The 12,110-nt window shown below is 70.8% G+C and carries 12 protein-coding genes; 7 read left to right on the forward strand and 5 right to left on the reverse strand.

Annotated elements, in window-relative coordinates:
• Positions 1-100 precede the first annotated feature (100 nt).
• Genes ACQPZA_RS04560 through ACQPZA_RS04575 form a run of 4 tightly spaced genes read left to right on the forward strand, consistent with a single transcriptional unit; the run spans position 101 to position 4,182 of the window.
• Positions 101-1,081, forward strand: a complete 981-nt coding sequence (locus ACQPZA_RS04560; RefSeq protein WP_433278642.1) for an ABC transporter permease — start codon at positions 101-103, stop codon at positions 1,079-1,081.
• Entirely contained in the window at positions 1,074-2,015 is a 942-nt protein-coding gene (locus ACQPZA_RS04565) for an ABC transporter permease (RefSeq protein ID WP_433278644.1), read from the forward strand. Before ACQPZA_RS04560 ends, ACQPZA_RS04565 begins: the two co-directional genes overlap by 8 nt.
• A complete protein-coding gene (locus ACQPZA_RS04570) occupies positions 2,012-3,130 on the forward strand; it encodes an ABC transporter ATP-binding protein (protein ID WP_433278646.1) in 1,119 nt (372 codons plus the stop codon). Before ACQPZA_RS04565 ends, ACQPZA_RS04570 begins: the two co-directional genes overlap by 4 nt.
• 11 nt (positions 3,131-3,141) lie before the next feature.
• Entirely contained in the window at positions 3,142-4,182 is a 1,041-nt protein-coding gene (locus tag ACQPZA_RS04575) for an ABC transporter ATP-binding protein (RefSeq protein ID WP_433282676.1), read from the forward strand.
• Positions 4,183-4,225: 43 nt separating this feature from the next.
• Here the strand turns inward: ACQPZA_RS04575 and ACQPZA_RS04580 are convergent, their stop codons facing one another.
• From ACQPZA_RS04580 to ACQPZA_RS04600, 5 genes are all read right to left on the reverse strand, one after another.
• Entirely contained in the window at positions 4,226-5,242 is a 1,017-nt protein-coding gene (locus ACQPZA_RS04580; RefSeq protein ID WP_433278648.1) for an ABC transporter ATP-binding protein, read from the reverse strand.
• Positions 5,239-6,240, reverse strand: coding sequence for an ABC transporter ATP-binding protein (locus tag ACQPZA_RS04585; RefSeq protein ID WP_433278650.1), 1,002 nt, complete (start codon positions 6,238-6,240; stop codon positions 5,239-5,241). Before ACQPZA_RS04585 ends, ACQPZA_RS04580 begins: the two co-directional genes overlap by 4 nt.
• Positions 6,240-7,202, reverse strand: coding sequence for an ABC transporter permease (locus ACQPZA_RS04590; RefSeq protein ID WP_433278652.1), 963 nt, complete (start codon positions 7,200-7,202; stop codon positions 6,240-6,242). The genes ACQPZA_RS04585 and ACQPZA_RS04590 overlap by 1 nt, the downstream gene beginning before the upstream one ends.
• The gene (locus ACQPZA_RS04595; RefSeq protein ID WP_169396819.1) at positions 7,195-8,121 is read right to left on the reverse strand and encodes an ABC transporter permease; all 927 of its coding nucleotides are present in this window, start codon (positions 8,119-8,121) and stop codon (positions 7,195-7,197) included. Before ACQPZA_RS04595 ends, ACQPZA_RS04590 begins: the two co-directional genes overlap by 8 nt.
• 101 nt (positions 8,122-8,222) lie before the next feature.
• Positions 8,223-9,824 (reverse strand): peptide ABC transporter substrate-binding protein, encoded by a 1,602-nt coding sequence (locus ACQPZA_RS04600; protein ID WP_433278654.1) that lies wholly within the window; start codon positions 9,822-9,824, stop codon positions 8,223-8,225.
• A gap of 247 nt (positions 9,825-10,071) precedes the next feature.
• Between ACQPZA_RS04600 and mshB the strand changes: the two genes are divergently transcribed.
• Genes mshB through ACQPZA_RS04615 form a run of 3 tightly spaced genes read left to right on the forward strand, consistent with a single transcriptional unit; the run spans position 10,072 to position 12,098 of the window.
• A complete protein-coding gene (mshB, locus tag ACQPZA_RS04605; RefSeq protein ID WP_433278656.1) occupies positions 10,072-10,956 on the forward strand; it encodes an N-acetyl-1-D-myo-inositol-2-amino-2-deoxy-alpha-D-glucopyranoside deacetylase in 885 nt (294 codons plus the stop codon).
• Positions 10,940-11,338, forward strand: coding sequence for a hypothetical protein (locus ACQPZA_RS04610; protein WP_433278658.1), 399 nt, complete (start codon positions 10,940-10,942; stop codon positions 11,336-11,338). Before mshB ends, ACQPZA_RS04610 begins: the two co-directional genes overlap by 17 nt.
• Entirely contained in the window at positions 11,331-12,098 is a 768-nt protein-coding gene (locus ACQPZA_RS04615) for a hypothetical protein (RefSeq protein WP_433278660.1), read from the forward strand. The genes ACQPZA_RS04610 and ACQPZA_RS04615 overlap by 8 nt, the downstream gene beginning before the upstream one ends.
• Positions 12,099-12,110: the final 12 nt, after the last annotated feature.

Here is a 12,110-nt window from a genome sequence, read left to right on the forward strand (position 1 = left end):
GCCCCGCCGGGTAGCTACCCTTGATTGGTCAACAAGGGCGGTGCTCACCTGCTGCCGCCCCCCGGCCGCCCCTCCGCCCGGAAGAAGCAGGACGACCTCCATGCTCGCCTTCGCCGTGCGCAGGATCCTCATCTCGATCCCGATCCTGCTGCTCGCCTCGTTCATCGTGTTCGCGCTGGGCGTCAGCTCCGGCAACCCACTGGCTCCCCTACTCGAGAAGAACCCTCCGGCGCCCCCCAACGTCATCGCCGCCGAGACGGTTCGCCTCCATCTCGACCAGCCCTTGATCCCGCGCTACTTCTCCTGGCTAGCCGGCTTGATCCACGGGGACTTCGGCCCGTCGGTCGTCTCCACCATGGACATCGGCTCGGAGCTGGGGGCCCGGTTCTGGGTGACGATCCGGCTGATCGCGCTCGCGATGGTGATCGCGCTGGTCCTCGCCGTCGTCGTGGGCGTGCTGAGCGCCGTGAAGCAGTACACGGTCACCGACTACACCACCACGTTCCTGGGCTTCCTGTTCCTGGCCATGCCGTCGTTCTGGCTGGCGATCCTGCTCAAGCAGGGCGGCATCGAGTTCAACAAGGCCGTCGACGCGCAGGTGATCTACACGATCGGTGCCACGTCGATCCCCCCGCCACCCGGCGCAGGCGCGCAGATCGTCGACGTGCTGGGGCACATGGTGCTCCCCACGATCGCGCTGGCGCTCATCTCGTACGCGTCCTGGAGCCGGTTCACCCGTGCGTCGATGCTCGAGGTGATGAACAGCGACTACGTGCGGTTGGCCCGGTCGAAAGGACTGTCGCGGCGCACCGTGATGGTCAAGCACGCGCTGCGCACCGCGCTCATCCCGTTGACCACCGTCACCGCGCTCGACATCGCGTCGATCATCGGCGGGGCCGTCGTCACGGAGACCGTGTTCCAGTGGAAGGGCATGGGTGACTTCTTGCTGACCGCAATCCGCACCGAGGACGTCTACGCGGCCTCGTCCTGGCTACTGCTCACCGGCGTCATCGTCGTGATGTTCAACCTGATCGCCGACCTGCTCTACGGCGTCCTCGACCCCAGGATCCGCTATGCGTGAGGTAGCCCCGACGCCCGAGACCACGCCGGTGCCCGCCCCGGCCCCCGGCGGGCAGCCCACGGTGGAGCGCGAGTTCACCGTGGCCGAGCGCAGCCAGGCGCAGCTGGTGCTGCGGCGCTTCCTGCAGCACCGGGCCGCGATGATCAGCCTGGTCATCCTGGTGATGGTGGTGCTGCTCGCGTACGTGGGTGGCCTGCTGTGGCACTACCAGGCGGGCGACATCACCCCGGACAACTCCCAGCCGCCGTCTCTCGACCATCCGTTCGGCACCGACTCCGTGGGCAAGGACCAGTTCGCGGAGGTGCTGCGCGGCACCCGGATCTCGCTCCAGGTGGCGGTGTCCGTCGCGGTGTTCGCCACCGTCGTCGGCACGATCTGGGGTTCGCTCGCCGGCTTCTTCGGTGGCCGCACCGACTCGTTGCTCATGCGCTTCGCCGACCTCATCCTGACCCTGCCGCTGATCGCCGTGGCGGCGATGCTGGCGCACAACTTCGGCGGCACCTGGTACCTCATCGCGCTGGTCGTCGCGGTGCTGTACTCCCCGTACGTCTCGCGCGTCTCCCGCGGTGTCGTGCTCTCGCTGCGGGAGAAGGAGTACGTCGAGGCCGCCAGGGCGCTCGGTGCCACGAACACCCGCATCATCGTGCGGCATCTCGTGCCCAACGCGCTCGGCTCGATCCTCGTCAACCTGACGATCCTCGTCGCGCTGGCGATCCTGCTCGAGACGGCGCTGTCCTACCTCGGCTTCGGTGTGCAGACCCCCGACACGTCGCTCGGCCTGCTCGTCAGCCAGGCGCAGACGGCGCTGACCACGCGGCCGTGGCTGTTCTACTTCCCCGGCCTGTTCATCATCGTCATCGCACTGACCATCAACTTCATCGGCGACGGTCTTCGCGACGCGCTCGACCCGCAGCAGAGGAAGGTGCGCCAGTGACGGAGGATCCTCTCGCCGTGTCGACCACCCCGTCCGCCTCGAGGAACGGCGCCGCATCCGACGTCGTGCTGGAGGTCAGCGACCTGACGGTCGGCTTCCCGAGCGACGACGGGCTGGTGCAGGCCGTGCGCGGGGTCAGTTACGAGCTGCGCGGGGGCGAGGTGCTCGGGATCGTCGGCGAGTCCGGCTCCGGGAAGTCGGTCACCTCGCTCGCCGTGATGGGACTGCTCCCGGGCAACGCCCAGGTGTCCGGCTCGGTGCGCTTCCGCGGCAAGGAACTGTTGGGGGCCCGGGAGTCCGAGCTGAACTCGGTGCGCGGCCGCAGCGTGGCGATGATCTTCCAGGACCCCATGACCTCGCTGAACCCGGTGTACTCGATCGGCTACCAGATCGCCGAGGCCGTCCGCGCGCACCACAACGTCAGCAAGGCCGCTGCGCTGGACCGGGCCGCGGAGCTGCTCGAGCTCGTGCGCATCCCCAACCCGCGCCAGCGGCTGGAGAACTACCCGCACGAGATGTCGGGCGGCATGCGCCAGCGGGTGGTGATCGCCATCGCGATGGCCAACAACCCCGACGTGATCATCGCCGACGAGCCGACCACCGCGCTGGACGTCACCGTGCAGGCGCAGATCATGGACTCCCTGCAGCTCGCGCAGCAGGAGACCGGCGCGGCGATGGTGCTGATCACCCACGACCTCGGCGTCATCGCCGGGCAGGCCGACCGCGTGATGGTGATGTACGCGGGCAAGCTGGTGGAGGTCGGCACTGCCGAGGACGTCTTCTACACCCCGCGGATGCCCTACACCGTCGGGCTGCTGGGCAGCCTGCCGCGGCTCGACCGCCCCAGCGAGCGGCTGACCCCCATCGAGGGTGCACCGCCGTCGGTGGTCAACATGCCGCCGGGCTGCCCGTTCACCCCACGCTGCCCGCTCGCGGTGGCCGTCTGTGAGGAGATCGAGCCGGAGTTGGCCCCCACCACCGGACCGGGCCACCTCGCCGCCTGCCACCGCTCCGAGGAGCTCGTCGGGGCGAGTGCCGGCGACGTGTTCGATACCGAGGTCGTGGACACGGAGGCGCTCGCGCACTTCGTGCGCGAGAACGAGGGGCAGTCGTGAGTGCGCCTGTGATGCACGAGAGCGGCTCGTCCGCCGCCGGTTCCGAGCCGATCCTGTCGGCCCGCAACTTGGTGAAGCACTTCCCGATCCGCTCGACGGGCCTGATCCGCCGCCAGGTCGGCATGGTGCACGCGGTCTGCGACGTCTCGTTCGACCTCGGCCACGGAGAGACGCTGGGGCTGGTCGGTGAGTCGGGCTGCGGCAAGTCGACCACCGCCCGGCTGGTCCTGAACCTCATCGAGGCCACGTCGGGCGAGGTGCTCTACGAGGGCACCGACCTCACCGCGCTGTCCCCGAAGAAGATGCGCGAGCTGCGCCAGGACCTGCAGATCGTGTTCCAGGACCCGTACGCGTCGCTCGATCCGCGGATGCCGGTGAACGAGATCGTGGCCGAGCCGCTGCGCATCCACGGCCGGTACGACCGGGGCGGGCGCACCGCGGTGCAGGACCTGTTGCGCACGGTCGGGCTCAAGCCCGAGCACGGCAACCGGTTTCCGCACGAGTTCTCCGGCGGCCAGCGTCAGCGGATCGGGGTGGCGCGGGCACTGGCCCTGCGGCCCAAGGTGCTCGTGCTCGACGAGCCGGTCTCCGCGCTCGACGTGTCGATCCAGGCGGGCGTGCTCAACCTGCTCGACGAGCTGCAGGCCGAGCTGGGCCTGTCCTACCTGTTCGTCTCCCACGACCTGTCGGTGGTGCGCCACATCGCCGACCGGATCGCGGTCATGTACCTGGGCCGGATCGTGGAGACGGGCACGGCGAGCGAGCTGTTCGAGGGCCCGGCGCACCCCTACACCCAGGCGCTGATCTCGGCGATCCCGCTGCCCGACCCGCGCAAGCAGCGGGCCAGGGAGCGGATCACGGTGGTCGGTGACGTGCCGAGCCCGGCCGACCCGCCCAGCGGGTGCCGGTTCCGTACCCGCTGCCCCAAGTTCGCGGCCGAGCTGAGCGACGCCGAGCGCAGCCGGTGCGTCGACGAGATCCCGGAGCTGGTGGACCGCGGCCAGGGCCACCCGGCGGCGTGCCACTACGCGGAGCGCAAGACCCTGATCTGACGTGCGCGCCGGCCGGGTGCGGTGCGCCCGGCCGGCGCGCGGGTCAGCCGGGGAGCAGGTGCTGCTCCTCGGCGTGGTGACACGCGCTGGGGTGGTGGCCGCCCTGCCGTACCTCCAGGGCAGGCTCCTCCTCCGCGCAGATCTCGGTGGCCTTCCAGCACCTCGTCCGGAAGCGGCAGCCGCTGGGCGGGTTCACCGGGCTGGGGACGTCGCCGGTGAGCCTGATCCGCTGCCGCCCGGCGCGGACCGACGGGTCCGGCACGGGCACGGCGGAGAGCAGCGCCTGGGTGTAAGGGTGTGCCGCCCGGTTGTAGATCTCGTCCTCCGTGCCGAGCTCGACGATCTTGCCCAGGTACATCACCGCAACCCGGTCCGACAGATGCCGGACGACCGACAGGTCGTGGGCGATGAAGATGTAGGACAGCCCGAACTCGGTCTGCAGGTCGCCGAGCAGGTTCATCACCTGCGCCTGGATCGACACGTCCAGCGCCGAGACCGGCTCGTCGCAGATGATCACCTCGGGGCGGAGCGCCAGCGCCCTGGCGATGCCGATCCGCTGGCGCTGGCCGCCGGAGAACTGGTGCGGGTACCGGTTGATGTGCTCGGGGTTCAGCCCGACCACGTCGAGCAGCTCCTGCACCTTCCGCCGCCGCTCGCCCTTCGGAGCGACCTCGGTGTGGATCTCGAACGGCTCGCCGACGATGTCGCCGACGGTCATCCGGGGGTTGAGCGACGTGTAGGGGTCTTGGAGCACGATCTGGATCTGCCGGCGCAGCGCCTTCAGATCCTTGCCGCGCTTGCCGAAGATGTCCTCGCCGTGGAACCGCACGGCTCCCGCCGTCGGCGGCTCGAGGCGCATCAGCACCTGCGCGAGGGTCGACTTGCCGCAGCCGGACTCGCCGACGACGCCCAGCGTCTCGCCGCGCCGCAGGTCGAACGACACGCCGTCGACGGCGCGGACGTGCCCCACCGTGCGCTTGAACACCACGCCCAGCTGCACCGGGAAGTGCTTGACCAGGTTTTGGACCTGCAGGATCGGCTCGGTCCCTGTGGAGCTCATCGGGTCACCAGCTCATCGGCGAACAGGCAGGCCGAGGACCGGCCGCCGGGCAGTAGCGCCAGCGCGGGCACCACCTCCCGGCAGACGTCCACGGCCATCGGGCAGCGCGGGTGGAACGGGCAGCCCGGCGGGATGCGGGTGAGGTTGGGCGGCAGGCCCGTGATCGCCCGCAGCTGCGTGCCCTTCGTGTCCTCCCGCGGGATCGACTCCAGGAGCGCGTGCGTGTACGGGTGGCACGGGTTGGAGTACAGCGTGTGGACGTCGGCGTGCTCGACGATCCGGCCCGCGTACATCACGGCGATCCGGTCGGCCACCTCGGCGACCACACCGAGGTCGTGCGTGATGAGGATCAGGCCCATGTGGCGCTCGGCCTTGAGCTCGGCCAGCAGGTCCATGATCTGGGCCTGCACCGTGACGTCCAGTGCCGTGGTGGGCTCGTCGGCGATGAGGACGTCGGGGTCCAGGGCGAGCGACATCGCGATCATCACGCGCTGGCGCATGCCGCCGGAGAACTGGTGGGGATGGTCGCGTACCCGCTGCCGGGCGGCCGGGATGCCGACCTGGTCGAGCAGCTCGACGGCCCGCCTGCCGGCGTCGCGACGGCTCATCCCGCGGCGGGTGCGCAGCTGCTCGGCGATCTGGAACCCCACGGTGAACACCGGGTTCAGGGCCGAGAGGGCGTCCTGGAAGATCATCGCCATGTTCTCGCCGCGCAGGTCGCGACGCCGCTCCGGCGTGGCCGTCAGCAGCTCCTCGCCCCGGTAGCGCACCGACCCTGCCGTCACGACGCCCGGCGGGCTCTCCAGGATCCCCATGATCGTGTTGGCGGTGACGCTCTTGCCCGAGCCCGATTCGCCCAGCACGGCCAGCGTCTCGCCCGCCTCGACGCGGTAGTCGACGCCGTTGAGGACCTTGGCCACGCCGTCGCGGGTGCGGAACTCGACGTGCAGGCCCGCCACTTCCAGCAGGGGCGCGTCCAACGGGGGTGGGATCGTCATCAGCGGCCCTTCGGGTCGAACGCCTCGCGCACGGCGTCACCCAGCATCACGAAGGCGAGCACGGTGACGGCCAGGAAGGCGGCGGGGAACAGCAGCAGGAACGGGGCCACCCGCAGGTAGTCGCGGGCCTCACTGATCATCACGCCCCAGGAGACGACCGGGTCGCGCAGCCCGATCCCGAGGAACGACAGCGTGGCCTCGGTGCCGATGAACGCACCCAGCGCGATCGTGGCGTAGACGAGCACCGGGGCCAGGCAGTTGGGCAGCATGTGCCGCCAGACCACGCGGGGCGCGCTCGCCCCCAGGCCCCGCGCCGCGCGGACGTAGTCCTGGTTGCGCGCGGCGATGGCCGCCGAGCGCATGATCCGCATCGTCACCGGCCAGGACAGCGCCGACATGGTCAGCACCACGAGCGCGGTGATCCCGACGGGCCCAGCGCCGACCGACTCGCGGAAGGTGGACAGGATCACGATCGCGCCCAGCACGAACGGCAGCCCGAAGAAGACGTCGGCGAAGCGGGACAGCATGCCGTCGATCCACCCGCCGTAGAACCCGGCGAGCAGCCCCATGGAGCCGCCGATCAGCACCGTGAGCGTGGTGGCCAGCACTCCGACGATGATCGACACACGCGTGCCGTGGATCGTGCGCGCGAAGACGTCGCGTCCCAGCAGGTCGTAGCCGAACCAGGCCTGCGCCGACGGCGCCTGCCGGCTGCGGGCCAGGTCGCCGGCGCTCGGGTCGACCGAGGTGAACAGCTGGGGCACCGCGGCCAGCACCAGCAGCACGGCGATCAGACCCACCGAGAGCAGGAACAGGGGGCGGCGGCGCAGGTCGTGCCACGCGTCGGCGGCGAGGCTGCGGGGCCGCTCCGGGCCGTCGGTGGTGGCGGCGGGGCCGGCCACGAGGTCGTGGCTCGCCTCGGCGAGCGGGCCCGCCGTTCCGAGCGACGCGGGGTCAGTCATAGCGGATCCTCGGGTCGAGAACGGCGTAGAGCACGTCCACCAGCAGGTTCATCAGCAGGTAGACGACCACGAGCAGGACGACGACCCCGGTGACGGTGGCGCCCTCCTTCGTCTGGATGGACCGGAAGATCAGCCCGCCGACCCCACGGATGTTGAAGATGCCCTCGGTGACGATGGCGCCGCCCATCAGCGACCCCAGATCCACGCCGAGGAACGTGACGACCGGGATGGCGGAGTTGCGCAACAGGTGCACGCCCACCACCCGGCGCGGGGTGAGGCCCTTCGCCACGGCGGTGCGGACGTAGTCGGTGCGCCGGTTCTCCGCGATCGACGTGCGCGTGAGGCGCGCGACGTAGGCCATCGAGAGACTGCCGAGCACGAAGCCGGGCACGATCAGCTCGCCGAACCCGGCAGCCGGCGACACGGTGGGGGAGATGAGCCCGAGGCGCAGGCCGAGCACGGTCTGCAGCACGTACCCCGTGACGAACACCGGGATCGCGATGAGGAACAGCGTGGACACCAGCACCAGGTTGTCCAGGTACCCGCCCGAACGCAGGCCGGTGAGCACGCCTGCCGCCAGGCCGATCACCGCCTCGATCAGCAGCGCGACCAGCGCGAGCCGCACCGTGACGGGATAGGCGGCGGCGATCAGCGCGCCGACGGAGGTGCCGTTGAACGTCTGACCGAAGTCGCCCTGCACGAGGTTGCCCAGGTACCGGGCGTACTGGACGACGACGTTGTCGTCGAGGTGGAACTCCGCCCGCATCCGCGTGATGTAGGCGTCGGGACAGGGGCGGTCACCGCACTTGCCGGCGAACGGGTCGCCGGGGATGGCCCAGACGAGCAGGTAGATCAGGAACGTCGTGCCGAGGAACACGGGCACGAGCTGGACCAGTCGGCGCAGGACGTAGCGCCCCACGGTTCACCTCCATGGGCTGGGCGTGGCCTCGTGGGCCGACGCCGGCCTGCGGTGGCGGCGGCCGGGACGGGTGGTCCCGGCCGCCGTGACCGTCGGCGTTGCTACGACGTTGCGGTGACGCTGAAGAGGTCGAGCTCGCGGAGCTGCGTGACCGTGACATTGGCGAGCCGCGGCGACCAGCCGGCCTGCACCGACTGGAAGTACAGCGGGATCGCCGGCATGTCCTGGATGATCAGCCGCTCCGCCTCCTGGTAGAGGGCGTTGCCCTCCTCCGTGGACGGGGCGGCGTCCGCCCGCGCCAGCAGTGCGTCGACGGCCGGGTTGGAGTACTCGCCGTCGTTGGTGGACCCGCCGGTCCGGTACATCGGGTTGAGGAAGTTCTCGATCGACGGGTAGTCCGCCACCCAGCCGGTGCGGTAGATCCGGCTCATCTCGCGGCCGTTGATCGCCGTGCGGAACTCGCCGAACGTCGGGACGGGCACGAAGTTGCACTCGCGGCCCAGCGCCTGGGTGATCGTGACGCAGGTGGCCTGCATCCACTCGGCGTTGCCGGAGTCGGCGTTGGAGGTGAGCTCGATCGGCCCCTGGAACCCGGTGGCGTCGAACATCTGCTTCGCCTTGGCCGGCTGGTAGGTGCAGAGCTCACCGCACTGGCCCCCGATGCGGCCCGGGACGTTGGGCGCCACGAGCCCGTCGGCCGGCGGCTTGAGACCGTTGAAGATCTGCTGGTTGACCGCCTCCCGGTCGATCGCCATCGAGAGGGCCTGGCGCAGCTGCGGGTTCTGGAAGCGCGCGTCGTAGAGCGGGAAGCCGATGCGTTGCAGACCGAGGTAGGTCTGCGACACGCTGCGGCCCGGCAGGTCGGTCTCGAACAGGTTCCCGGCGATCGCCGAGGGCGGGATGATCTCGAGGAAGTCCAGGTTGCCCGACACGACGTCGGCGTAGGCGGCCTCGACGCTCTCGTAGAAGCGGAACTCCACCCTCTTGACGCTGGGCTTGCGCTCCCCACCGAACTCCTCGTACCGCTCCAGCACGATGTTGGCACCCGGCTGGCGCGACACGAAGCGGAACGGCCCGTTGCCGACCGGGTTGGCCTCGAACGCCGCCCGGTCGGTGAAGAAGGCCTGCGGCAGCGGCATGAACGCCTGGTAGCCGAGCTGGGTGGGGAAGACCGAGAACGGCTCGGCGAGGGTGACCTCCAGCGTCCGGTCGTCCACCGCGCGCAGCCCCGACATCGCCTGGGCAGGCGGCTGCGGAGCCTGGAGCGGTCCGCTCGTGCCGTCCGGGTCCTCGGTGTTGACCTGGTCGAAGCCGGCGATCTGGGCGAAGAAGCTGGCGTTCTGCTGGCCGTTGGGGGAGTAGGCCGTGTAGTTCCAGGAGTCGACGAAGCTCTGCGCGGTGACGGGGGTTCCGTCGTGGAACGTCCAGGGCTTCAGCCGGATCGTGTAGACGCGGGAGTCGGTGGTGTCGATCGACTCCGCCACGGCGTTGCTCGGCTCCGCGGTGCGGGGGTCGTACTCGACGAGGCCGGTGAACAGGGCGTCGACCACCTTGCCGCCGCCGGTCTCGTTCGTGTTGCCCGGCACCAGCGGGTTCTCCGGCTCGGTGCTGTTGACGCTGATGGTGACGTCGGTCTGCTCGCCACCGGACCCACCGCCGTCGGTGCCGCCGCCGGACCCACCGCATGCGCTCGTGAGCAACACGATGGAGATCGGAAGGGCGAACCAAGCGGTACCACGACCTGTGCGCATGGGCTCCCAAATCCTGGATACGACACAGGGGTGACCCGGGTCGTATATCGGGTGATGTTCGCGCACGGACAGTAGCTGTCCGGATCGTTACAGCGATCCGCCCGAACATCACAAATAGGTTTCCGATCGCGGGAGGGCCAGAACCGGCGGAACCAGGCGGACCCAGCGGAGTGCGTGACGCCGCACGTAGAGTGCGCTCGTGACGCCCGCTCCCCGGCGCCGGCTGCTCCTGGTGCACGCCCACCCGGACGACGAGACGCTCACCACCGGCGGCACGATCGCGCGCTACGCGGCCGAGCCGGACACCTCGGTCACCCTGGTGACCTGCACCCTCGGGGAACAGGGCGAGGTGATCCCGCCGGACCTCGCACTGCTCGCGCCGGACGAGGGCGACCAGCTCGGTGGCTACCGGATCGGCGAGCTCGCCCGCGCCTGCGCCGCGCTCGGGATCAGCGACCACCGTTTCCTCGGCGGGCCCGGGCGCTGGCGCGACTCCGGCATGGCGCTCAGTGGCCAGGGCGTCCGGGCCGCCGTCCCCGAGCGGTTGCATCCCCGCGCGTTCGCCCGCCCGGAGGCCGTCGACGAGCAGGTGGACGCGCTGGCCGCGGTGCTGGAGCAGGTGCGTCCGCAGGTGGTGGTCACCTACGCCGCCGACGGCGGCTACGGCCATCCCGACCACGTCCGGGCCCACGAGATCACCGTGGCGGCGGTGCGGCGGGTCCCGGCCAGGCTCTACTTCACGGTGATCGGCCGCTCGACGCTGGCGGCCGGGTGCGCGGCACTGGCGAACGCCCACGGGCTGCCGTTCCGCATGCCAGGGCCCGACGAGCTGCCGAGCGTCCCGGATGCGGAGATCACCGCCCGCCTCGACGTCACGGCGCAGCGCGCGGCCAGGATCGCGGCGATGCGGGCGCACGCCACCCAGATCGCGCTCTGGGAGGGCGAGGGCATGATCGCGCTGGCGATGAGCAACCTCATCGCCCAACCGCTGCTCGACGTGGAGGAGTACGTGGCGGCTCAGGGTGCAGGCGACCGATCTGCGCGGGAACCGATCGGGGACCTGTTCGATGACGACGATGAATGAGCCGGAGCCGCCCGCGGTGTCCGACGGGACCCTGCTCGGGCTGCTCGTCCTCGACGGGGTGCTGGTGGGCGCGCTGGGTCTGGTGTTCACCCCGCTCTACCTGGGCGGCGTGCCCGCGCCGCTCGGGGTCCTGCTCTCGGTGCTGGTCCTGCCGTGGCTCGTGTTCCGGGCAGGTGAGATCGACGTGCGGCCGTCCCGGGCGGGTGCCCCGCTGCTGGCGTGGGTGCTCACCGTCGGGGTGCTCGGCCTCGTCGGGCCCGGTGGCGACGTGATGCTGCCGCCCACGTGGCAGTCGCTGCTGCTGGCGGTCGGCGGCATCGGAGCCGGGCTATGGGCTCTGCGCAGTGTGCTCAACTCCGCGTACCGGAGGAACGGTGGCTGATCCGGTCTCCGACGGGCCCATCCCCGACAGCGCGATCGTCGGCGTGCTGCGGCCGTTCGTACGGGCCACCCGCCCGGTGCTCGACGGGTTGCGCGAAGCCGACCCGTTCGGCCTGCGGGCGCGCGTCCGGTCGTCCGAGTTCCCCGCGCTGGGGATGCGGGAGCGGCTGCTCGACATGGTGGCCGGCGTCGAGGTGCCCGGCACCTCGGCTTGGGCCGCGATGGACGTCGAAGGCCGTTCGCGCTGGTGGGTGCGCCGGGTGGGCCGCTTCACCACGCTGGTCGCCGCCGTGCCCGGGCTCGGCGGAGCGCTGCTGAGCAGGCTGCCGGTGTCCAAGGTGCTGGGTGCCGCGGGGCAGGGGTTGCTGCTGGTCGCGATCGCGGGGGAGCACGGGATCCGCGAGGAGGACGAGCTCGTGGCCCTGCTGGGCGCGGTGATGTTCCGGCGTGAGCTGACCGTGCGCCCTCCCAGCACGGCGGACGACGCCGCCGCCGACGCCCGTGCCGCCGAGCTGACCGCCGACCTCGCGGAGCCCGGCGACCAGCAGCCCATGGTGAAGCGTGTCGCGAAGGTGGTGTGGCGGCTCGGCCGGGCGCTGTTCGCCGTGGAGGACGAGCTCGACAAGCGCCCGCACGGGAACTTCCTGCACGAGGGTCTCGGGATGCTGCCGGTCGTCGGGGCGTTCGGGAAGTACCTCGGGGAGTGGTCCGGGCTCAAGCGCGCGGCGCGGGAGGCCGAGAAGCGGTTCCACGGCCGGTGAGCCGGGGTCGGT

Origin of the sequence: Pseudonocardia xinjiangensis (assembly GCF_050948425.1) — a bacterium.
Taxonomy (GTDB): domain Bacteria; phylum Actinomycetota; class Actinomycetes; order Mycobacteriales; family Pseudonocardiaceae; genus Pseudonocardia; species Pseudonocardia xinjiangensis.